20 protein-coding genes are annotated in these 21,393 nt (G+C 57.1%); 13 read left to right on the forward strand and 7 right to left on the reverse strand.

Translation table 11 applies throughout. The features are described from left to right. Nucleotides 1–195 precede the first annotated feature (195 nt). From QZ177_RS04605 to QZ177_RS04620, 4 genes are all read left to right on the forward strand, one after another. The gene (locus QZ177_RS04605; RefSeq protein ID WP_294175670.1) at nt 196–1,794 is read left to right on the forward strand and encodes a TolC family protein; all 1,599 of its coding nucleotides are present in this window, start codon (nt 196–198) and stop codon (nt 1,792–1,794) included. After that, nucleotides 1,791–2,936 carry an efflux RND transporter periplasmic adaptor subunit gene (locus tag QZ177_RS04610; RefSeq protein WP_294175671.1) on the forward strand — a complete coding sequence of 382 codons (1,146 nt, stop codon included), beginning with the start codon at nt 1,791–1,793 and terminating at the stop codon, nt 2,934–2,936. The genes QZ177_RS04605 and QZ177_RS04610 overlap by 4 nt, the downstream gene beginning before the upstream one ends. Nucleotides 2,937–2,954: 18 nt before the next feature. Beyond that, complete coding sequence (locus QZ177_RS04615) at nt 2,955–3,695, forward strand: ABC transporter ATP-binding protein (RefSeq protein ID WP_009645082.1); 741 nt, start codon at nt 2,955–2,957, stop codon at nt 3,693–3,695. A gap of 66 nt (nt 3,696–3,761) precedes the next feature. Further along, nucleotides 3,762–4,925: an ABC transporter permease gene (locus QZ177_RS04620; RefSeq protein ID WP_294175745.1), complete on the forward strand. Its 1,164-nt coding sequence runs from the start codon at nt 3,762–3,764 to the stop codon at nt 4,923–4,925. Nucleotides 4,926–5,066: 141 nt separating this feature from the next. On the opposite strand, the gene QZ177_RS04625 is transcribed toward QZ177_RS04620, so the two are convergent. Next, entirely contained in the window at nt 5,067–7,211 is a 2,145-nt protein-coding gene (locus QZ177_RS04625) for a methyl-accepting chemotaxis protein (RefSeq protein WP_294175672.1), read from the reverse strand. Nucleotides 7,212–7,464: 253 nt separating this feature from the next. Here QZ177_RS04625 and QZ177_RS04630 point away from each other — a divergent pair, with 253 nt between their 5' ends. The 5 genes from QZ177_RS04630 to sucD all read left to right on the forward strand — a co-directional run bounded on the left by QZ177_RS04630 (nt 7,465) and on the right by sucD (nt 12,851). Continuing rightward, complete coding sequence (locus QZ177_RS04630; RefSeq protein WP_294175673.1) at nt 7,465–7,785, forward strand: hypothetical protein; 321 nt, start codon at nt 7,465–7,467, stop codon at nt 7,783–7,785. A gap of 97 nt (nt 7,786–7,882) precedes the next feature. After that, a complete protein-coding gene (locus QZ177_RS04635) occupies nt 7,883–9,307 on the forward strand; it encodes a carbon starvation CstA family protein (RefSeq protein ID WP_294175674.1) in 1,425 nt (474 codons plus the stop codon). Between the two features lie 195 nt (nt 9,308–9,502). After that, nucleotides 9,503–10,483 (forward strand): KpsF/GutQ family sugar-phosphate isomerase, encoded by a 981-nt coding sequence (locus tag QZ177_RS04640; RefSeq protein WP_294175675.1) that lies wholly within the window; start codon nt 9,503–9,505, stop codon nt 10,481–10,483. 250 nt (nt 10,484–10,733) lie between these two features. After that, nucleotides 10,734–11,924, forward strand: a complete 1,191-nt coding sequence (sucC, locus tag QZ177_RS04645; protein ID WP_009645122.1) for an ADP-forming succinate--CoA ligase subunit beta — start codon at nt 10,734–10,736, stop codon at nt 11,922–11,924. 21 nt (nt 11,925–11,945) lie between these two features. Next, complete coding sequence (sucD, locus tag QZ177_RS04650) at nt 11,946–12,851, forward strand: succinate--CoA ligase subunit alpha (protein ID WP_009645156.1); 906 nt, start codon at nt 11,946–11,948, stop codon at nt 12,849–12,851. Between the two features lie 167 nt (nt 12,852–13,018). Here sucD and QZ177_RS04655 read toward each other — a convergent pair whose 3' ends face one another. Continuing rightward, nucleotides 13,019–13,264 (reverse strand): hypothetical protein, encoded by a 246-nt coding sequence (locus QZ177_RS04655; RefSeq protein WP_265071125.1) that lies wholly within the window; start codon nt 13,262–13,264, stop codon nt 13,019–13,021. A 122-nt stretch (nt 13,265–13,386) separates the two neighbouring features. After that, nucleotides 13,387–14,742 (reverse strand): GHKL domain-containing protein, encoded by a 1,356-nt coding sequence (locus QZ177_RS04660; protein ID WP_294175676.1) that lies wholly within the window; start codon nt 14,740–14,742, stop codon nt 13,387–13,389. 112 nt (nt 14,743–14,854) lie between these two features. On the opposite strand from QZ177_RS04660, the gene QZ177_RS04665 reads away from it, so the two are divergent. The 4 genes from QZ177_RS04665 to QZ177_RS04680 all read left to right on the forward strand — a co-directional run bounded on the left by QZ177_RS04665 (nt 14,855) and on the right by QZ177_RS04680 (nt 17,676). Next, a complete protein-coding gene (locus QZ177_RS04665) occupies nt 14,855–15,586 on the forward strand; it encodes a response regulator (RefSeq protein ID WP_294175677.1) in 732 nt (243 codons plus the stop codon). A gap of 235 nt (nt 15,587–15,821) precedes the next feature. Continuing rightward, nucleotides 15,822–16,487 (forward strand): DUF5105 domain-containing protein, encoded by a 666-nt coding sequence (locus QZ177_RS04670; RefSeq protein WP_265071128.1) that lies wholly within the window; start codon nt 15,822–15,824, stop codon nt 16,485–16,487. A gap of 87 nt (nt 16,488–16,574) precedes the next feature. Further along, entirely contained in the window at nt 16,575–17,363 is a 789-nt protein-coding gene (locus tag QZ177_RS04675; protein WP_294175678.1) for a hypothetical protein, read from the forward strand. Between the two features lie 70 nt (nt 17,364–17,433). Continuing rightward, the gene (locus QZ177_RS04680) at nt 17,434–17,676 is read left to right on the forward strand and encodes a hypothetical protein (RefSeq protein ID WP_009645116.1); all 243 of its coding nucleotides are present in this window, start codon (nt 17,434–17,436) and stop codon (nt 17,674–17,676) included. 164 nt (nt 17,677–17,840) lie between these two features. On the opposite strand, the gene QZ177_RS04685 is transcribed toward QZ177_RS04680, so the two are convergent. The 4 genes from QZ177_RS04685 to QZ177_RS04700 form a co-directional block, all read right to left on the reverse strand. Next, entirely contained in the window at nt 17,841–19,172 is a 1,332-nt protein-coding gene (locus QZ177_RS04685) for a threonine/serine exporter family protein (RefSeq protein WP_294175679.1), read from the reverse strand. Between the two features lie 140 nt (nt 19,173–19,312). Further along, a complete protein-coding gene (locus tag QZ177_RS04690; protein ID WP_294175680.1) occupies nt 19,313–20,644 on the reverse strand; it encodes a threonine/serine exporter family protein in 1,332 nt (443 codons plus the stop codon). Between the two features lie 77 nt (nt 20,645–20,721). Next, a complete protein-coding gene (locus QZ177_RS04695) occupies nt 20,722–21,009 on the reverse strand; it encodes a helix-turn-helix transcriptional regulator (RefSeq protein ID WP_294175681.1) in 288 nt (95 codons plus the stop codon). Next, entirely contained in the window at nt 20,999–21,364 is a 366-nt protein-coding gene (locus QZ177_RS04700) for a type II toxin-antitoxin system RelE/ParE family toxin (RefSeq protein ID WP_294175682.1), read from the reverse strand. Before QZ177_RS04700 ends, QZ177_RS04695 begins: the two co-directional genes overlap by 11 nt. Between the last annotated feature and the right edge of the window lie 29 nt (nt 21,365–21,393).

A 21,393-nucleotide genomic window follows, 5' to 3' on the forward strand; every position in this document is an offset into this window, starting at 1 on the left:
TCGATTCGTTCATCTCGTAACGAATCCTGAAAAGATTGCGATACACGAGAAGTGTCGTGCTTTTACAGTTACACCTTTCGCGGGAAATCGTTAAATCCCTTTAAAGCTCAGCGATTTCTTATTGTTACGCGGGGGGACGGGCAGTATAATAAATAACATAAAGTGGAAGTATACCCCTCGGGGAGGAGAGAGACGATGAAGAAATGGTGCAGGAAGCCTTGGTCGCTTTTATTGGCGGGAGCTTTCCTTTACAGCGTGTCATCCGTGGGAGCGGCGGCTGACCTTTCGCTTGCGGGCGCGGTCGAGCTTGCGCTTTCGCAGAATGCGGATCTGAAGATCACGAAGCAGGCGGAGGAGTCGGCGCTTGCTTCGCTCGGCGAGGCGAAGAGCGAGAAGGGATTCTCCGTCAGCGCTGCGGGCGGTTATTCCGTCGGCAGAAATTGGAATGATCGCGGCAACGCGACGTCGTCGGGGCTTAATGCGTCCGTCAAGAGCGGTATCAATATCTGGGATGGCGGCAAGGCGAGCGGCGGTATCGACAGCGCTAAGATCGCCATCTTGACGGCGCGCCTCAAAACGGCACGCGCCGAGGAGAAGCTGCGTCTTTCCGTCATCGAGTCGTATTACAACGCGCTGCAGGCGAAGAAGACCGTCGGTGTGAACAAGGCGTCCGTCGACAATTATCAGGCGCATTTGACGAACGTCGAACAGCTTTTCTCGGCGGGCAGCAAGGCGCGCATGGACGTGCTGCGTGCCTCCGTGGAGCTTTCCGATGCACGCCAGACGCTCATCAAGTCGGAGAACGACTATGAGATCAGTCTGGCGAAGCTTAGGAATCTTGTGAACATGGACAGGGATGAGCCGCTTCGCCTCACCGATGATGCCGTATACAGCCCGTTCGCCCCTGCGCTTTCCGACTGTCTCGCCTTCGGCGCTGAAAATCGCAAGGAGATTTGGATCGACAATTACGATGTCGTGCGCAAGGAGCTTGACATCGAGGTGGTCAAGGCCGGCTATACGCCGCAGATCGACTTCTCGCTGAGCGCGTCGGCGAACAAGGACTTCGAGCCTGCGTCGGACAGCAGTCGCGGCGTGACGGCAGGCATCAATATGAATTGGAACATCTTCGACGGCGGCAGAAAGAAGGCGCGCATCGAGGCGGCGGAAGCGGCGCTCGATGCCGCGCGGCTGCAGCTGGAAAAGGACAGGAACGATGTGGACTACGACATCCGCGCGGCGTACTTTTCGATGAAGGAGGCGGAAAACCGTCTGAACTCGACGCAGGACGCCGTAGACAAGGCGAAGGAGGACTACTTCATCGCACGCGAGAAGTACCGCGCGGGTGAAGGCATCATGCTCGACATCATCGACGCGCAGCTTGCGCTCTCGAAGGCGGAGATGAACCACATCAGCGCACAGTACGACTTTGCGCGCGGCAAGGCGCAGGTGGAAAACGCCATGGGGCAGAGCCTCACGGAGAGTGAGCAGCGTGCGGCGGACGCCATGGACGCCGTGCCGCTGGCGAGAGCTGAGATCAGCCGCAGGGATGCGGTGCACGCCTATGAAGAGAACGAGAAGGCGATGAAGGAGCGTCAGGACAGGACGGTCATTCCTTTCCCCGCGTCTGAGGCAGCGGCGGCGAAACAGTCCGCCGTGCAGAAGGAAAGAGCGTCAGGCGCGAAGGATTCGAATACAATGAATACAGCGAACGCGGCAAATGCGACGAATGCAGCTGATCCAGACAGTGCAGCGAATGCGGCGGCAGCGGCAGCCGGAAATGGAGGACGGGCATGAAGATTTTCGGCAAGGATATCACCTTCGGCACGAAGGCGAAGATAGCAGTGACCGCGCTCGTCCTCGTTGGCTGTGCTTTTGGCGGCTACAGCTACTATGAGGCGCAGCAGGCAGAAAAGGCCATGCGAGAGTCTGCGGGCGAGACGGCGACGGTGGTGCGCATGGAGATGAAGTCCACCGTGTCGGCGACGGGCACGATCATTCCTGTCGATTCCGTCGAGGTCAGCTCGAAGATCACGGCGCGCATCAAGAATGTGCTCGTCAAGGAAAACGACATCGTGACGGCAGGCGAGACGGTCGCGACACTCGACGCCAAGTCGCTCGCGACGAAGCGCGATCAGGCGCAGTTCAAGGTCACGAACGCCAAGGCGAAGTACGACCGCGAGGCATACCTCTACAGCATCGGCGCGAATCCGCAGACGACGTTCGAGGACGCGCAGTACAACTACGATGCTGCCAAGAGCGTCTTGGAAGAGACGGAGTCCGATCTCGCTGAGACGATCATCCAGGCGCCGATCAGCGGCATCGTCGTCGGCAAGCCCAAGACGGCGGGTACGATGGCGACGGCGGGAACGGACTATCCGACCGTCATCATGCGCATCGCCGACCTCTCGAAGAAGCAAATCATGGCGAAGGTCGACGAGACGGACATCGGCAATATCAAGGTCGGCCAGCAGGCGACGTTCACGGTCGATGCCTATTCGGGCAAGACCTTCACGGCGCGCGTCGCGAAGATCAGCCAGACGGACACCGCGAATACATGGCAGACCGTGTCCTCGTCGAGCACGACGACGACTTCTACTGCGAGTGTCATCTACTACTATGTGACGCTCGATGTCGACGATCCCGAGAACCTGCTGCTGCCGGCCATGACGGCACGTCTTGAAATCGAGACGGCGACGAAACCCAGCGCACTCGCCGTTCCCATCGCCGCATTGAAGACGGACGCCTCGGGAACATACGTCGTCGTCGAGATGCCCGACGGCACGAAGGAGAACCGCCCTGTCAAGACAGGCATCTACAGCGATGACTATGTGGAAATCCTCGACGGTCTCATCGAGGGCGAAACCGTGTCGATTTCCTACACGGCGACGCAGCCGCAGGTCATGATGATGGGCGGCGGCGGCCACCCGCCGATGTAAGTGCGGAAAGGAACGATCATGGAGCAAAAGGCGAAGGAAGAGCGAGCGGCGCAGGAAAAGGCGACGATCGAGCTTCGGGGCATCAAGAAACTCTATCCGATGGGCGATCAAATCGTCGCCGCGCTCGCGGGCGTTGATCTTACGATACGAAAGGGCGAGTTCGCCGCCCTCATGGGGCCGTCCGGCTCGGGCAAGTCGACGCTCATGAACATCCTCGGCTGCCTCGACCGCCCGACGGAAGGATCGTACAAGCTCGACGGCGAGGAGGTCGCGCACCTCTCGGACGACGCGCTCGCGCTCACGCGCAATAAGAAGATTGGCTTCGTATTTCAGAACTTCAACCTGCTCTCGAAGAGCAGCGCAGCTGAAAACGTCGCCCTGCCGCTCATCTATGCGGGCGTCGGAAGAGGCGAGCGGCGCGAGCGCGCCATGCACCTCTTGGAAGCCGTCGGGCTTGCCGACCGTGCCGACCATCAGCCCAACGAGCTTTCGGGCGGTCAGCGCCAGCGCGTCGCCATCGCGCGCGCCCTCGTCAACGATCCGCACATCGTCATGGCAGATGAGCCGACGGGCAATCTCGACACGAAGTCGACGCATGAGATCATGGAGCTCTTCGAGAAGCTTCATGCCGCCGGGCGCACGATCATCCTCGTCACGCACGAGCCGGACATCGCCGCCTGCGCGAGCCGTCAGCTTCTCGTGCGCGACGGCCTCATCACGCGCGACGAGGGCAGGGGCGTCAAGATGGATGTCGTATAGGAGGGAAGTCGCTTGTTGATTTGGGAAAGCATCACCATCGCCCTGCATGAACTCTTTGCGAACAAAATGCGCTCCGTCCTCACCATGCTCGGCATCATCATCGGTGTCGCCGCCGTCATTGCGATGGTCTCCATCGGCATGGGCGTCAAGAGCAACGTCGAGGACTCGATGGCGAGCCTCGGTAGCAACATGCTCATCGTCACGCCCGGCGCGGCGAACTCAGGCGGCATTCGCGGCGCGGCAGGATCGCGCGAGTCGCTGAAGTACGACGACGCCGTCGCGATCAAAAAGAAGATCAAGAACATCGACCACGTTTCGCCCATCGTGCAGCGCTCCTATCAGATTGTCTACGGCAATCAAAACTGGAATACCGTTGTCATGGGCGTGACGCCCGAGTATATGGCGATCCGCTCGCTCACGCTGACCGTCGGCACCTTCATCTCGCAGACGGACAACGACAAGCGCCAGCGCGTCGCCGTCATCGGCCCGACCGTCGCTAGGAATCTCTTCGGCAGCGAGAACCCCATCGGCAGGAACATTCGCATCCACAATCAGCCGTTCAAGATCATCGGCGTTCTCGCGAGCAAGGGACAGTCCTCCATGGGCCAGGATCAGGACGATGTGGTCATCGTGCCGCTGATGACGGAGCAGGAGCGCCTTCTCGGCATCACGCACATCCAGATGATCAACCTGCAGGTCAGCGAGGCCTCGAAGATCGTCCAGGTACAGAGCGAGGTCGAAACGCTGCTGCGCCAGCGTCACCACATCCTGAATGGCAAGGAGAATGACTTCACCGTCAACAACCTCACGAGCCTCGTCGAGACGGTGACGCAGCAGACGACGATGCTGACGATCCTCCTTGGCAGTATCGCGGGCATCTCGCTCCTCGTCGGCGGCATCGGCATCATGAACATCATGATGGTCTCGGTCACGGAGCGCACGCGCGAGATCGGCATACGGAAGGCGCTCGGCGCGACCTTCGGCAACATCATGCTGCAGTTCCTCATTGAGTCTGTCGTCATGGGCGTCGTTGGCGGCATCCTCGGCATCTGCCTCGGCTGCGCCATCTCCGTTGCCATCTCCCACCTTGGCGAATTCAAGACCGTCATCACGGCGATGCCGATCCTCATGTCCTTCTCGTTCGCCGTCGGCATCGGCCTCTTCTTCGGTATCTATCCGGCAAGAAAGGCCGCGAAGCTCGACCCGATCGACGCGCTTCGCTACGAGTAAGAGGTCGTCGAAAAGTGAAGTGACTTGCATGAGTTCTTCATTACCGTACGATGCGTGAAGCGCGGCAGAGTGCTGTTGCATGAAGAATCCCCCGAGAAATCTTCTCGGGGGATTCTTCGCTTTTGCCGTTAAGGATGCGTCCTACACTTGGATCTTGGCGACTTCGCCTTGCAGACTTGTGGCGATTTCGGCGAGCCCTTCGCTTGCATCGGCGATATTCTGCAGGGACTGCGTCTGCGTCTCCACGGCGCTGTTGCCCTCCTCACTCGTCGCGGCGTTTTCCTGTGCGAGCGCCGAGAGGCTCTCGATCACTTGGGAAACGGAGTGGCTTTTGTCCACGATATTCCGCGTCGAGTCGTTCATCCTCTTGACGACCTGCTCCGTCTCTTCGACGGCTTCGTCGATGCGGCGGAATTTTTCCTGCGTTTCATCGAGACTCGTGCGCGTTTCGTCGACGAGATGCCGGGACACTTCCATCGTGTCGACCGCCTCTTGAGATTTCTCTTTGAGTCCGCCGATGATGGCGCTGATTTCGTCGGTGAAGCTGCGGCTCTGCTCCGCGAGCTTGCGGATCTCGTCCGCGACGACGGTGAAGCCGCGTCCTGCCTCTCCGGCCCGTGCTGCTTCGATGGCGGCATTCAGGGCGAGAAGGTTCGTCTGCTCGGAAATCGACTGGATCATCTGGCTGGCCACTTCGATCTTTTCCGCGCTCTTGTTCGTCTCGATGACGACGCGAGCCACTTCTTCGGTCGCTCGGGAGGTTTCTGCCGATTTCTTCATGACATCGGCGAGGATGGCGATGCCTTCATCCTTGCGCTGGCGCACGGCAGCGGTTCCTTCATTGATTTTTTCGAGGATTTCCTGATTGCCGTCGAGCAGGGTCTGGATTTCGTCCAAGTGATCGGAGGCCTCCTGCGTGTCCTGTGCCTGTTTCGATGCACCGTCGGCAATGTTGTGGATGGCCGTCGTCACGTTGCGCGCGCTGTTGGCCGTGCTCTGCGTCGTGGCGGTCAGTTCCTCGCTCGTAGCAGCGACGGACTGGGAATTGCCATTGATCTTTCCGACGATGTCGCGCAGGCTGCTCGCCATCTTGCCGCAGGCGCGTGTGATGATGCCGATTTCATCGCCGCGCTCCAGGTATTTCGCAAGGTGCATATTTTTCTCTTTCTGCAGATCGAGTCCTGCAAAGCGCTCGATCATGCCCGCCATATCCTTTAGAGGTGCGGAGACGCGCTTGTGGATGAAGAAGCTCATGAGCGCGATGAGACCTGCACCGCAAGCTACTGCAATCAGCAGCGATATGAGGACGAGTGCCTTTGCCTCATGCGTGAACATCTCGTTGGAGACGGCGACGAGCGCCCCCCAAGGCTGTTCGATGCCCTTGAGCTTGATGGGGTTGAAGATATAGGTGGTAGGAAGCCCCGTGGATTCGGAGGTGCGCTCCATGGAGAAGAGCTCCTGGCCGAAGAATTTCTGTCCTTCGCTTTCGCTTACGCCCAGCATTTCATAGACGTTCTTGGAGACCGCGTCATCTTTCAGCCCGTGGGCAAGCAGCGTTCCCTGCGGGGTAAAGACGGCGAAGAAATTGTTCGGCGTGCTGATCGCCGCCATGTCGCTCTGGAAAGGAGCGGCGTCGAAATCCACCGTGACGGCGCCGACGAAACGACCGTCCTCGATGAGAGGGAAGGCGATGGTCAGCATGTAGGTGCGCTGGGTCGGCGTGACATCGTACCAGTAGGGATCGGTCAGCGTGATTTTCTGCGTCTTGCGCGGGGATTGATACCACTCGTCCGTCTCATAGCCGGCGAGCGGCGTGATCACGATGTCGGAGCCTTCCTTGCCCGCATAAGGGATGGCGCGCCCCGTGGCGTCGGAAGCGGGGGAGTTCACGAATGCGGCATCTTTGCCGTCGAAGGCGTTTGGCTCGAAGCAGATGCCCGAACCGACGATGTCGTCATTGGAAGCGACGGTCGAGCGCAGGGCGGCGATCAGATCGTCGCGATTGCGCTGCTCGGGCGGCAGAGACAGAATCTGTTGGACGCGCGATCTCAGATCCTGCCCCGATTGATAGACGGCAGTGTAGCGCGTCTCGATGGCGGCCGTCTTCATGCCGACCTCGTTGTACTTTTCCCGTATGCCGTCTTCAATCATGGTGTTGTACGAGCGATAGCCGATGAAGCTCATGAGAATGGCGATCATCAGCGTGACGCCGAGGAAGATGACAACATTGACTTGCAGTCCGATGCCGTAGCCGCCCTTTTGCGGGGTTTCCTTTGTTTTGTTCATGTTGTACAGCTCCTTTTCGGGGAGGCGCGCGCATTTTTCGTCAAGAAATGCGCCTCCTAATTTAGTTGACTTCATCTACTACTTTACAAAGACGGAATCTGGAATCTTTTAATATTATATCACATTTTTCAAAAAAAGTGGCACTTGAATATAATTTGACGATAAACTTTAGCGATACGAAGCGCTCCTACCCGAGCAAGGGGCTTTCGCCAAGCTTGTCGAGCAGCAGATTTGTTTCCATGACGCTCTTCTTGTGCGTGAGCGCGAAGATGAGGACGCTGTCCCAGCTCTTCTTGGCGTAGAGCTGCGGCAGATGAGCCGCGTGCAGCAGACGGCTCGTTTCCTTGAGGTCGAGTCCGAGCGCGAGGGCGAGCGCCAGAATTTTTGCGCGCGAGGGATTCTTGTCGCCGGAAAAGATATGGTAGGCGTATGTGGCTTCGAGTCCCGAGGTGCGGATGACATCGCTTTTCGTTCGATTCTTCTGCGAGAGAAGCTGCGCGAGATAAGGCTCCTCTTTTTCGTTGGAAAAGCACTATTGACAACTTGGCGAAAAAGGTTTACATTGAATCCGTAAATGTATTTCAACAATAGTCCGAATATTGCCTATATGAAGGAGAGGAGGGGCGGCACGACAGTCTATAGACTGACGGACAGAAGGAGAGTGATTTGCGATGGTTACATTTTTGGTGGCATTGCTCGCTTTGATTCTGGGCTACGTCATCTACGGCAGGGTTGTCGACGTGATTTTCTCGCCTACGGACAAGCCGACGCCTGCGTTGGTGCACGATGACGGTGTGGATTACATTCCTCTGCCGACGTGGAAGGTCTTCATGATCCAGCTTTTGAATATCGCTGGTCTCGGACCGATTTTCGGCGCTTTGCAGGGGGCGCTTTGGGGGCCGTGCGTCTACTTCTGGATCGTTCTCGGCACGATTTTCGCGGGCGGCGTGCACGACTATATGTCGGGCATGATTTCTCTGCGTGAAGACGGCAAGAGCATCTCGGAGGTCGTCGGCAATCACATGGGCAAGACGATGCTCTTCATCATGCGCATCTTCTCGGTCGTGCTTCTCGTCCTCGTCGGCACGGTTTTTGCGACGGGGCCTGCTATGCTCATCGACGGCAAGCTGTTGTCGCTCGGTTCTATCGGCGCGATCAAGATTTGGCTCATCATCATCTTGATTTATTACTTCCTTGCTACACTTTTGCCGATCGATACGTTGATCGCGCGTTTCTATCCGCTTTTCGGCGTCTGTCTCATCGTCATGGCGTTCGGCATCATGGGGGCGATGCTTGCGGGCGTCGGCGGTCACGTCATGCCGGAGATGGTCTTGGCGAACCTCCATCCGAAGGATATGCCGATCTGGCCGCTGATGTTCATCACGGTCGCCTGCGGCGCCATTTCGGGGTTCCACGCCACGCAGTCGCCCATGATGGCGCGCTGCCTGAAGGATGAGCGTCTCGCGCGTCCCGTTTTTTACGGCGCGATGGTTTCTGAGGGCTTCATCGCTCTCGTCTGGGCGGCGGCAGGCGTGACCTTCTACGAGAGCACGGGCGGCCTCGGCGCCGTGCTTGCCTCGGCAGGTCCCGGTGGCGTCGTCTACGATATCTGCGTCGGCTTCCTCGGTCCCGTCGGGGCGGCTCTCGCGTTGCTCGGCGTCGTGGCCTGCCCGATCACTTCGGGCGATACGGCGTTCCGCTCGGCACGTTTGACAATCGCCGACTGGTTCGGCCTTGAGCAGAAGTCGACGAGCAGACGTCTTGCGCTTGCCGTGCCGATCCTTGGTGTCGGTGCTGCTCTTACACAGATGGACTTCTCGATCATCTGGCGCTACTTTTCATGGACGAACCAGACGCTCGCTATGATTGTCCTGTGGACGGGATCTGTCTACCTCTATCGTACGTTCCGCGGCAAAATCTACTACATCATCGGCATGATTCCTGCGACCTTCATGTCGGCTGTCACGGTGACGTACATCCTGCAGGCGAAGGAAGGTTTCGGCCTTTCGACAGATGTTACATATCCCGTCGGTATTGCCGCCGCTGCGCTCTTCTTGTTCCTCTTCCTGCGCACGACGGTGCTGCGGCATGAGTGAAGAAATTTTCTGTCTGTGCGGCAGACGAGGACGAGTCGTGGAATGCTAAAGACGAACAGCAAGCCGAAAGTTGCCGAATCGCCCGAAAGATTCGGCAACTTTTTTCGCGCTCTACACAGAATTTCTCGCGCGGTGTATAATAGGGAGGTAGATTTCTTAGTTGATTTACAGTCGAATGGAAAAGGAGAGCGGCGAATGAAGCGAGATGTGATACGGGAAAAGGCAAAGGAAACGCTGGCGCTGGAAGCAGCGGCAGTGAAGAAGCTGACGGAGAATGTGGATGAGGAGTTCTGCCGTGCGGTTGAGTGCGTGCTGGACTGCACGGCTCGCATCGTCGTCACGGGCATGGGAAAATCCGGGCATATCGGACGCAAGATTGCCGCGACGCTTGCGAGCACGGGAACGCCTTCGTTCTTCATGCATCCAGCGGAGGCGTTTCACGGCGATCTCGGCATGGTGACGGACAAGGATGTAGTTCTGGCGATTTCCAACAGCGGCGAGGTGCAGGAGGTCGTGAAGATCCTGCCCGTCATCCATCGCATCGGTGCGACCATCATCGCCATGACAGGCAACCGTGCTTCGCAGCTCGCCGAGTACTCGGACTACGTCATCGACATCGGGCATGAGCCAGAGGCTTGCCCCTTGGGACTTGCGCCGACGACGAGTACGACGGCGACGCTCGCCATGGGCGATGCCATCGCCGTCGCTGTGATGTCCGTGCGGAATTTCAAGAAGCAGGATTTCGCGCTCTTCCATCCGGGTGGCGCACTCGGCAGACGGCTTCTCCTCAAGGTGCAGGACGTCATGCACACGGGCGAGGAAAACCCTGTCGTCTCGGGGGAGAAGACGGCGAAGGATGCGCTCTTTGTCATGACGGAGAAAGGCTTGGGCGCTGTCTCTGTCACGGATGCAGCGGGCAAGTTCATCGGGCTTCTGACCGACGGCATCATTCGCCGCGCACTCGCAAAGGACTATGCTTTCCTCGATGAGCCTGTGCACGAGATCATGTTTACTGAGCCGCTGACGATCCATGCCGATGAACTGGCGACGGCGGCGCTCTCCGTCATGGAGAAGCACGAGCCGCGCCCCGTGACGGTGCTGCCCGTCATCGACGAGAAGGGGGCGCCGGTCGGCATGATCCATCTGACCGATCTTTTGAAGCAGGGTGTGGTTTGAGCCGCATCCTGCCGTTGGGAATGGATGTGCCATAAAGTGTCGGGGCGTGTCGCTGGTACGTTGAGAGAATGGGTTCGTAGCGCGAGAATTTTTCGATAAATCCAGGATATGATAAGTTCTGCCTATGATAATATTTCTAAGAAATCACTAGACAAATGAGCAAAAAAATTATACAATATAGTTGTTTATGGGATGAAATCAGAGGAAGTAATATCCTCGTCCCGAGAACCATCAACAGGGAGGCATGGTTATGAATATTCATGAGTACCAGTCCAAGCAAGTCCTGCGGGAATTCGGCGTCAATGTGCCGAACGGCCTGCCGGCGTTCAGCGTGGAAGAGGCGGTCGAGAACGCGAAGAAGCTCGGCGCCGCTGTCACGGTCGTCAAGGCGCAGATCCACGCGGGTGGCCGCGGCAAGGCGGGCGGCGTCAAGATCGCCAAGTCCGTTGAAGAGGTCGAAGGCTACGCGAAGGAGCTGCTTGGCAAGGTTCTCGTCACGCATCAGACGGGTCCTGAGGGCAAGAAGGTCGGTCGCCTCCTGATTGAAGAAGGCTCGAACATCAAAAAGGAATACTATCTGAGCTTTGTCGTTGATCGTGCCACGGCGAGGATCGTCATGATGGGTTCTGAAGAGGGTGGCGTCGAGATCGAGAAGGTCGCTGCCGAGACTCCGGAAAAGATCATCAAGGAGTATATCGATCCTGTCATCGGACTTGCTCCGTTCCAGGCGACGCGCATGGCGTATGCCATCAACATCCCGGCTCCTGCGATTCGCAAGGCGGCGGCTCTGATGGAGAAGCTTTACAATGCGTTCATTGGCAAGGACTGCTCGCAGGTTGAAATCAATCCGCTCGTCGTCACGGCCGAGGATGATGTGATCTGCCTCGATGCGAAGCTGAACTTTGACGACAGCGCATTGTTCCGCCATCCCGACATCGTCGAACTGCGCGATGAGACGGAAGAGGATCCGAAGGAGCGCGAAGCTGCGGCTGCCGGCCTCAACTACGTCAACCTCGGCGGTGATGTCGCGTGCATGGTCAACGGCGCAGGTCTTGCCATGGCTACGGTCGATATCATCAAGCATTACGGCGGCGAGCCCGCCAACTTCCTCGATGTCGGCGGCGACTCCGAGCCTGAGAAGATCGCGAAGGCGTTCAACATCATGCTCGAAGGCGGCCAGGCGAAGGGCATCTTTGTCAACATCTTCGGCGGTATCAATCGCTGCGACAACATCGCGAACGGCATCATCGAGGCTGCGAAGATCATCTCCAAGGACGGCAAATCCCTCCCGGTTCCTGTCGTTGTCCGTCTTGAGGGCACGAAGGTCGAAGAAGGCCGCGAGATCCTGAAGAACACGCCGATTGCCAACGTCTTCCCCGCACCTACGATGGAGGGCGGCGCCGAGCAGATTGTCAAACTCGTTGCTGAGGCGAAGGCTTAAATCGAAAGGGAGGTCAAACACATGTCAGTTTTGATTGATAAAGATACAAAGGTCATCGTGCAGGGCATCACGGGCAAAGCGGCGACGTTCCACACGAAGCAGATGCTCGACTATGGCACGAAGATTGTCGCAGGCGTAACGCCGGGCAAGGCGGGTCAGAAGGTCGAGGGCGTTCCCGTGTTCAATACGGTTGCGGATGCTGTGAAGGCTACGGGCGCGACGGCTTCGGTCGTTTATGTTCCACCTCGTTTTGCGGCGGACAGCATCATGGAAGCGGTTGATGCCGGTCTCGATCTCGTCGTCTGCATCACGGAGCATATCCCTGTCCTCGACATGGTGAAGGTGCGCCGTTACATGGAAGGCAGGAAGACGCGTCTTGTCGGCCCGAACTGCCCGGGTCTTCTGACATCCAAGCAGTCGAAGCTCGGCATCACGCCGGCTACGGTCAGCAAGCCCGGTCATGTCGGCGTCATCTCGCGCTCCGGTACCTTGACGTACGAGGCTGCTTTCCAGCTCACGAATGCGGGCATCGGTCAGACGACGACGGTCGGCATTGGCGGCGACCCCGTCAAGGGCACGGACTTCATCGACGCTCTGCAGCTCTTCAAGGATGATCCCGAAACGTTGGCCGTTCTGATGATCGGCGAAATCGGCGGCACGGCGGAAGAGGACGCTGCGAAGTGGATTCAGGCGAACATGAAGGATAAGCCGGTTTCCGCCTTTATCGCAGGTCGTCAGGCGCCTCCGGGCAAGCGCATGGGTCATGCCGGCGCGATCATCTCGGGCGGCAAGGGCACGGCGGCTGACAAGGTCGCGGCTCTGAATGCTGCGGGCATTCCCGTTGCCGATACGGTCGCCCACATCGGCGAGACGATGGTCAAGCTCCTCAAGGAGAAGGGTCTCTTCGAGAAGTGCCATACCTGCTGAGTTTTGGCGGGATAAATAGCGAGATGCCACTGCGGTTTGCGGTGGCGTCTCGTTCTTGTTTTGGGCGGTCGTCTCTGTCGACGTTTGGTGTGACGGGGTTCGTGGCATGAAAAAGCCCGGGATGTGCATAGAGAACATGCACATCCCGGGCTTTTCATGTTTCTTGCTTAATAGTAGTAGCCATCCTCGTCGTAGGTGCTGCCGTCTGCACCCTCGGCGCTGACGGAGTAGTTGCCGTCCGCATCCACGGCTACGGCAGCGACGTTGCCCTCTTCGTCCGCTACGGCGTAGACGTAGTTGCCGTTCTCATCGTACCCTTCATACTCGTATTCGTCCGCCGAAGCGACGCCTGCCGTGCCGAGCATGATGGTGCAGGAAGCCATGACTGCAAAAGCTTTGAACCAGTTTTTCATAAATAACATCCCCTTTTTATGTGTGCCTTGCTCTATTCTTTTTCTAGTGTAACAGGAAGGTGGATGCTTTTCAACGAATGGGAAAAAAGTGTCGAGATCTTGCATGAAAGTGGTCATTTGCCTCATTTTTCCATGCGCTCGACCTGCGGCACATGCAGCAGGATGCTGAACCAGCCGTCCTTTTGCTCCGTGAAGAACTCGGCGCCGTACTTTTCCGCGAAGAGCAGAAGGGAGCGCGTGCCGTAGCCGTGGCCAGGCAAGGAATCTCTGCTTCTGGGCAGGCCGTTTGCGGCGAGTGGTACGGGCGTGCTGCGGCGGTTCTCAATGGAGAAGAAGATACTGGCACCCTTGGTACGCGCGAGGAGACGGATGGCTCGCTGCTGCTGCGGCTCTTCCTCTTCGGCATGGATGGCGTTTTCAAAGAGATTGCAGAGGACGAGCGAGAGATCGACTTCCGCGGCAAAGGAGGCGGGGAGGTCGATTCGAGCCTCGACGGCGATGTCCTTTTGGCGCGCTTGCCGCACATAGACGGAGAGCGCTGCATCGATCAGGGGATTGCTGGCGAAGTGCTCGACGCGCGTCGCATCGATCTGCCCGCTCATCCTTTGGACGAGCCGCATGGCGGCATCATCTTCGCCGCGCGAGATGAGGTCGGCGAGCATCTGCGCATTGTGTCGGAGGTCATGGCGCACGATGGAGAGGCGCGCCTGCTTTTCCTGCAGGGTGCGCGTATACTCGCCGATCGAGTTCATGCGCGTCAGGAGCGCGAGATTTCGTTCCGTCGTTGCTGCCTGCTGGAGGATGTACTCAAGGCCACGCCATGCGGCGAGAGCGATGAGCACGCCGCAGACGAACAGCAGAACGCGAGGGAAGAGGTAGCGGGAGGCAAGGACCTCAGGCGAGGTGGAGAAGTAGACATCGTGAACGAGCATGAGAAGCGGCAGCGGGCAGATGTAGAGCCAGAAGCGGTCGGTGCTGATCGTGGAAAAGCGCAGGAAGATTTGCCGGAAGAAAGGGCGCACGATGGGCAGTGCGGTGAGATAAATCGTGAGATTCAAGGCGCAGTAAGTGGCGAAGTGGTCGAAAAAGTCGCTTTCGTTGTTGAATGTCAGCACGAGGAGAATCGCGATCGTCGAGATCGTGCTGCTGAGAATGAACTGCATGCCGAGGATGAAGATGTGCTGCGCGATGTATGGTCGGATCATGCAGAGGTTCAGCAGAAAGTAGGGAAGAAAGCCGAAAAAGATATAAAAGAGTTTGAATGTGTGAAAGCCGTAGGACAGGATGCCGAAAAAAAAGAGCAGCACGGAAATGGCAAACTCGGCAAAGAAGATAAGGGCGTATCCCTGCAGCAGTCGCCGCCGCACCTTCGGCGCAAGGATGGAGCGAAACGGCAGGTAGCGCAGGTAGACGGCCGGCAGGAGCGAGAGTAGGAACAGGAAGGTGTTGAAGATGACGGCAAGACTGTTTTCGTTCAAGACAAACCCTCCAGACTGTTTGCTTATGTATGGTTTTGTGGTATTATACGATAGAAGTCGTACTTCGTCAAATGAATGACGGAGTCATACGGAAACAGAAAGGCGGGAAAGGATGCGCATTGCTATTGTCGATGATGAGGAAGAGGTGCGCGAGGTGGCGCGGCGCTATCTGGCGAAGATGCTCGCGAGATATTGGTCGAAGGAAACAGCCGTCGTGCAGCTTGACCTCTTCGATTCTGCTGAAGCGCTCCTGGAGGGCTTTGATCGGCAGTCCTACGATCTCGTGCTCCTCGACATCTGCATGCCCGGTCTTGACGGCATGGAAGCGGCGCGTCGCTTGCGTGCCGAAAGCGCCGACATCGGCATCATATTCCTCACGACGAGCGAGGAGTATCTGATGGAGGGCTATCGCGTCTTTGCCGACGGCTACTTCCTCAAGCCTCTGGGGACGGATGAGGAGGCTTTTCAGGCCTCTCTGCGTCATGTCTTCGCACGCCGCGATCAGTCGGCGCACGTTCTCAGCGTGGAATACAACGGACGCGCCCTGGAGATCCCCTTTCAAAAGATTTTCTATGCGGACATCGAAGGCGGCAGGCTGCACATCGTCCTCGAAGAGCGCGATTTTCACCTCTCGCGCCCTTTCACCTATGAGTGGAGCGCGGAGCGGCTGCTGCACGACAAGCGCTTCCTTGAATGTTACCATCGCATCATCGTCAATATGGACAGAATCGAGCGCATGGAAGAGGGGGCGTTCGTGCTCACGAGCGGCATGAAATTGCCGATCAGCCGCAGGCGGTACGGTGCGGTCAAGGTAGAGTATATGCAGTATATGCTGAATAAGTAGCAGCAAGTTGGGGGGCTTAAGATATAAGTCCCATGGGTCTTTCTGCTGGCATATCTGTGACCACTTTCGTGCAAGAAGAAGCCACTTTCTGCAGATTCTTTGCAGGAGGTGCTTTTTTTTTGCTACAATTTAAGCGAAGGGGAAATTCGGCAAGGATGTTCGATAGCGGGCTGAGGGTTTCATCTCCTTGCCCATTGCCGTACTTTTCCGAAAAAATATAAAAGGAGAGGGTAATATGAAGAGGAAGATGATGTTGACAAAGAGGTTACTGCTGCCGTTCATCGCCGTTCTGGCGATGCTCCTCGTCGCGGGCTGCGGCGACAAGCCAAAGGACACGGCGGACAAGGCTGTCCTCGCTTATGCGGAGCTTTATGCTTACGGTGACACGGACAAGACCGAGGCGGCGGGCTTGACGAAAGAGCAGAAGGAGAAGATCAGTGAGGCGCTCCTGACTGAGGTCGATCAGCAGTTCCAGAGCATGATGCTTTCCGAGGACAATGCGGTCGCTGTCACGAATTACTATATTGCCGATCGCAAGGCGAACATCACGCTCAAGGCGAAGGTCAAGAAGGACGACAGCGAGCATCCCGTTGTCGAGCTGACGGCTACGCCGGTCGACAAGGCGGAGTTTGACAAGATCATGCAGACGAACGAGGATCTCGTCGCTTTGGGTGTTGTCCTCGGTCTTGCACAGCAGCAGGGCGTCGATGTCCGCAAGGATCCCTCTTATCAGCAGGGAGCGATGGACGTCTTGCGCAAGTTCATCGACGAGATTCCTTACGACGATGAAAAGACGCTCGATGTGCCGTGCGATATGGTGAAGAGCGATGACGGCAAGACGCTGCACTGGGCGCCGAAAGATCCGAAGGCGATCCAGAAGTTCCTCGACGGCGAGAAGTAAGGCGCTCGTATCTCCGTGAGGGAAGAGCGGCTGCTTTGTATGAGCAATATGCAGCAAGATAAAGGGAATCGCGAAGGAGGGAATATGATGATGAATCGTTTTTGCCGCATACTGCGACAGGCTTTCGCGGTTCTTTTACTGACACTCATCCTTGCGGGCGGCTATGGTGAAGCGGTGAAATCGAGATGGTGTTTTGCCGCTTCCCATGACCTTGCAGGACTCGAAGATCGCGCCGTCGATATTGAGCCGTCGGATGGAAGCGTTTCCGTTACGCTCAGTGAAAGCGAAATGGAACTCCTCTCGTCCGTGCGCTGCAACCTGCTCTATCTCGACGAAAATGTCGTTATCCACCTCGGCAGCGATGCGAACATCGACGCCGATTGGGACACGGGCGTCTTTCGTGACAACTTCGACGGTACATGGCCGATGCTCGACGGGCATCCTGTCTACATCGAGCTCACCGAAGAAGGCGACGATTACAACCTCTATTCCATACCCATCAAGCTCAACGGCGAGGAGTGCATCCTGCAGGTTTCCTACAACTACAACGATGAGACGTATCACATCCTCGGCGCGTACCGCGAGCTTGAGGAAAGCGGCATGAGCGATCAAGAGCTGATTCCCTTGAGGGAGGGCGATATGGTCACGACGATCCATTTCGCGAAGTCCGTTTCCGACAATGATGATGATGAACTCGCTGCTGTCGAAGCCGAGACCTTCCAAATCGGCAGTCATCCTGCGGTCGAGGACGAAGAACTCGGCGACGGCACATACGGCTATATATTTGAGTTTCTTGCGCCGACGGGTGAAAGCGCCCTTTCGGAGATCGCTGTATTCAACATCGAGGGCGGGAACATCACGACATTTGATGAATGAGCGGCAGACCTTCTGCCGCCAGTATTATTCCAGTATATAGATCATATAACATCCTAAGGAGAGATTCATTATGAGCAAAAAAAGTCCAATTCTTGCAGCGATTCTTGGCTTCTTCGTTCTCGGCATTTTCTACAGCACGGGCTTCAGCAAGCAGGGCATCATTGCCGTTGTCGGAATGATTGTCGTCAGTTGGCTTCTCAGTTTTTTTGTCAGCCCGGAAGTCTCTGTGATTGTCAACCTCGTCGGTGCGTTCCTCGGCTACAAGTGGGCGAACGATCACAATGCATCAATCGAGGGCGGCGGTGCGATGTAAGGAGACGCAGCATCCAGTTTGCGTCTTTTGGCGCATCTTTTGCATCGTTTCGAGCAATCTCGAAACGATGTGCTTGTAACCGAGTCTGGCCGATAAAAAGCGTGCAGCGGAATCGAATCTGCTGCACGCTTTTTGCATGTTGATTTCATGGGAGCATCGCTCTGTCAGTCTTCCTGATCGACGAACCTCGATGCGAGCAGCTTCTTCTCCTGTGCGATTTTGTTGCGCTGGATTTGTCTTGACCAGAAGATGCTGGGAATAGCGACGCCGATGGCGATGCCGGCGATGATGCTCGCGGCTTCGACGCCGTTTCTAAGCGCCGCGAGCAAGAGGGGGGTGCTGACCTCGTTGATATTTAAGAGTGTGAAGAAGAAGCGGTAGAGAAGAACGCCGGGAATCAACGGAATGGCGGAAGGGATCGTCAGCACGATGTTCGGCGTGTGAAACCAGTGAATGGCAAAGAGTGCGAGAACGCCGACGAAGGCGGAGGCGAGGAAGGTGCCGGCCGCTTGGCTCATGCCAAGTTCGAACATACAGATGTTCCGAAGGAGGATCGTGATGATGCCGCCCGCGGAGACGACCCATAGCAGGCGGCGCGGCACGCTGAAGATCAGGGAGAAACCACCGGCTGCGATGGCGGCGGCTAGCGGGTGGTAGAGGTAGATCTCGCCGGGACTGAGGCTCACGGTCGTGAATGAACTGACGTGTCCGAGGCGCAGGGCGATCGCCATGCCGAATGCCGTGCTGCAGACGATGAGGAGCGTGTCGAACGCCCGCGTCATCCCCGAGGTGATGAAGTGGTTCAGAAGGTCGTTCGCCGCATTGATCAGAGGCACGCCGGGCACGATGAAGAGGGTGCAGGCGACGATGGGCAGCATGGGCGTCGCAGACAGGTCGAGGTCTTGCAGCAGCACGGCGGCGAGCGTCGCGGCAAAGGCCGCGATGGCGATGCCCGCGTAGGCGTTGAAGCCGTGCTCGTTGCACAGGCGACGCGCATAGAAGCCGAGGAAGGCGCAGACCGCCGTGAGGAAGAAGGCGGCGAGGTCGCAGCCGAAGAGGGCGCAGGAGCCGGCGCACGCGAAGCCTGCGCCGAGTGCTGTCAAGAAGCCGTTGTAGGGGGATTTTCGTTTTTCTAGAGCTTCGATCTCGCGCTCGAAAAGTTCGAGCGACCAGGCGTCACGCATGGCGCGCCAGATCATGCGGCTGACGGCGGAGAGGACGAGCATGTTCACGCGGTGCGTGCGGCACTTGCTGAAGCGCGTGTAGGTGCGCTCTTCGTCCTTGATGTTGAGCATGATGGTCGTGTAGGCGATGTGACAGCTGACGTTTTCCGCAGGGATGCCCATGTATGCCGCCGTGCGCATGATGTACTGCGAGGTGCGGTCGGAATCGGCGCCGTTTTCCATCATTGTGCGGGCGACGAGCAGGATCAGATGCATCTTGTAGATGATCTGGGAGAAGGGGTGTGTGAGAACATGTTCTTTCGTGGGTTCCATGGGAGGCTCCTTTCTTATAGGCGGACGGCAATGGAAGATGTCCGACATGTATGCTTTCGGGTTATATTGTAATCGTAGTTTGGAATATTGCGATAATTGATGACGGACTGCCTGAAAGGCAGTCCGTGTGTCCGTGTTCCTCAGTCTTCCTGATCGACGAATCTTGATGCGAGCAGTTTCTTTTCCTGTGCGAGTTTGTTTTTGCGAATTTGGCGCGACCAGAAGATGTTCGGTATGGCGACGCTGACGGCGATGCTGATGATGATGGTCGCCGCCTCGATGCCGTTTCTAAGGGCGCCCAAGAGGATGTCCGTGCTGACGTCGTTGATGTTGAGGAGCGTGAAGAGCAGGCGGTAGAGCAGGATGCCGGGGACGAGGGGGATGGCGGACGGCGTCCTGAGGACGACGTTCGGCACATGAAACCAACGCAGGGCGTTGAGCGCGAGGAGTCCGACGACGGCTCCGCCGATGAATGTGCCTGCCGCTTGGCTCAGACCGAGGTCAAACATGCAGATGTTTCTGAGAAGGATGGTGATGGCGCCGCCGACGGAAACGACCCAGAGGACGCGCTTCGGCACTTTGAAGAGCATGGAGAAGCCGCCGGCGGAGATCGCCGCAGCGAGCGGGTGGTAGAGGTAGATGTCGCCGGGACTGAGGCTGATGGTCGCAAAATCGGTGACGTGTCCGAGGTGCAGCGCCGCTGCCGTGCCAAACGCCATCGAGCCGACGATGAGAACGGTGTGAAAGGCGCGTGTGATGCCCGCCATGATGAAGTTGTTGAGCATGTCGTCGGCCGCATTGATCAGCGGCACGCCGGGCACGAGGAAGAGGGCGCAGGCAACGATGGGGTGCATGGGCGTCGCGGATTGGACGACGCCTTGGGAGAGGGCGGCCAAGGATGTCGCGACGAAGGCGGCGATGGCGATGCCCGCATAGTTGTTGAAGCCGCGCTCGTTGCAGATCGTGCGTGCGTAGAAGCCGAAGAAGGCGCAGACCGCCGTGACGAAGAAGGCGATGAAATCGCCGCCGAAGAGCAGGCACGAGCCGCCGCAGGCGAAGCTTGAGCCGATGGCGGTCGCGAAGGAGGAGTAGGGGCTTTTGCGGCTTTTGATGCGGTCGAGTTCTTTCTCGAAGCGTTCGAGCGTCCAGTTGTCGCGCATGGCACGCCACATCGTACGACTGACGGCGGCGAGGACGCTCATGCTGACATTGTGCTTGCGGCATTTCGTGATCTCGGTGTAGGTGTGCTCCTCGTTTTTGACGTTTAAGAGGAGCGTCGTATACATGATGTGGCAGCTGACGTTTTCCGCCGGAATGCCCATGTACGCCGCCGCGCGCATGATGTAGCGCGCCGTGCGGTCAGAATCCGCGCCGTTCTCCATCATGAGTCTGCCGACTGTCAGGATCAGGGACATCTTGTAGGTGATCTTGTAAAACGGATCTTTGAATACTTGTTCAAGGGATGGTTCCATGGTTTGTTAACCTCTTTTATTTGTGTTGTTTGTTGGTTAGGGAGTTCTTCTCAGTTGAATCGGCACTTTTGAAGGGATCAACTTTCTAAAGGAACGATGGCAAGCTTTTTGCCTAAGGGAGCGAGAAGTTTCATGATGGTGGAAACGCTTGGGGTTGAGGTTCCGCGTTCCATGCGGGCAATTACGGGCTGTTTCACGCCGCTTAATTCTTCCAGCTGTTTCTGCGTGAGACCTTGTTCTTGGCGAGCTTGAATCAACTCAGTGATGAGGGCGACGCGCAGATTGCTTTCCGCGATTTCCTCGGTCGAAAAAAGTTCCTTGCGCACTTCCTGCCAGTTTTTTCCGATTGCAGAATTATTTTTCATGATGAACGCCCCTTTCTTTCAAGTCAGCGATTTCTTTTCTCGCTTTTTCTATTTCACGCAGTGGTGTTTTTTGCGTTTTCTTCATGAAGTGATGGAGTAAAACGAAGCTGCCTTCGTGCCAAGTGACGAAGAAAATTCTGTCACGCAGAGGGCGCAGTTCCCAGAGGTCATCTTCGATGTGTTTTACATAAGGCAGACCTAAATGTGTCCCCATCTTGCTCAATGCTTCGATATAATCTTGAATCTTGTTTGCCTTGATGCGGCTGTCTTTGCCGGATTTCATGGAGAGTTGCCGCAGATATTCGAGAACAGGCTCTTTTCCGTCTTTGTTACGATAAAAATAAATCGGGTGCATAATGCATCCTTCCTTTATTGTGCCTTAAA

The organism is uncultured Selenomonas sp. (assembly GCA_905372355.1).
Taxonomy (GTDB): domain Bacteria; phylum Bacillota; class Negativicutes; order Selenomonadales; family Selenomonadaceae; genus Selenomonas.

Excerpts from the sequence above, each read along its gene's own strand:
- QZ177_RS04605 (WP_294175670.1), top strand. The coding sequence starts at position 196 with ATGAAGAAATGGTGCAGGAAGCCTTGGTCGCTTTTATTGGCGGGAGCT.
- QZ177_RS04610 (WP_294175671.1), top strand. The coding sequence starts at position 1,791 with ATGAAGATTTTCGGCAAGGATATCACCTTCGGCACGAAGGCGAAGATA.
- QZ177_RS04615 (WP_009645082.1), top strand. The coding sequence starts at position 2,955 with ATGGAGCAAAAGGCGAAGGAAGAGCGAGCGGCGCAGGAAAAGGCGACG.
- QZ177_RS04620 (WP_294175745.1), top strand. The coding sequence starts at position 3,762 with ATGCGCTCCGTCCTCACCATGCTCGGCATCATCATCGGTGTCGCCGCC.
- QZ177_RS04625 (WP_294175672.1), bottom strand. The coding sequence starts at position 7,211 with ATGAACAAAACAAAGGAAACCCCGCAAAAGGGCGGCTACGGCATCGGA.
- QZ177_RS04635 (WP_294175674.1), top strand. The coding sequence starts at position 7,883 with ATGGTTACATTTTTGGTGGCATTGCTCGCTTTGATTCTGGGCTACGTC.
- QZ177_RS04640 (WP_294175675.1), top strand. The coding sequence starts at position 9,503 with ATGAAGCGAGATGTGATACGGGAAAAGGCAAAGGAAACGCTGGCGCTG.
- sucC (WP_009645122.1), top strand. The coding sequence starts at position 10,734 with ATGAATATTCATGAGTACCAGTCCAAGCAAGTCCTGCGGGAATTCGGC.
- sucD (WP_009645156.1), top strand. The coding sequence starts at position 11,946 with ATGTCAGTTTTGATTGATAAAGATACAAAGGTCATCGTGCAGGGCATC.
- QZ177_RS04655 (WP_265071125.1), bottom strand. The coding sequence starts at position 13,264 with ATGAAAAACTGGTTCAAAGCTTTTGCAGTCATGGCTTCCTGCACCATC.
- QZ177_RS04665 (WP_294175677.1), top strand. The coding sequence starts at position 14,855 with ATGCGCATTGCTATTGTCGATGATGAGGAAGAGGTGCGCGAGGTGGCG.
- QZ177_RS04670 (WP_265071128.1), top strand. The coding sequence starts at position 15,822 with ATGAAGAGGAAGATGATGTTGACAAAGAGGTTACTGCTGCCGTTCATC.
- QZ177_RS04675 (WP_294175678.1), top strand. The coding sequence starts at position 16,575 with ATGATGAATCGTTTTTGCCGCATACTGCGACAGGCTTTCGCGGTTCTT.
- QZ177_RS04680 (WP_009645116.1), top strand. The coding sequence starts at position 17,434 with ATGAGCAAAAAAAGTCCAATTCTTGCAGCGATTCTTGGCTTCTTCGTT.
- QZ177_RS04685 (WP_294175679.1), bottom strand. The coding sequence starts at position 19,172 with ATGGAACCCACGAAAGAACATGTTCTCACACACCCCTTCTCCCAGATC.
- QZ177_RS04690 (WP_294175680.1), bottom strand. The coding sequence starts at position 20,644 with ATGGAACCATCCCTTGAACAAGTATTCAAAGATCCGTTTTACAAGATC.
- QZ177_RS04695 (WP_294175681.1), bottom strand. The coding sequence starts at position 21,009 with ATGAAAAATAATTCTGCAATCGGAAAAAACTGGCAGGAAGTGCGCAAG.
- QZ177_RS04700 (WP_294175682.1), bottom strand. The coding sequence starts at position 21,364 with ATGCACCCGATTTATTTTTATCGTAACAAAGACGGAAAAGAGCCTGTT.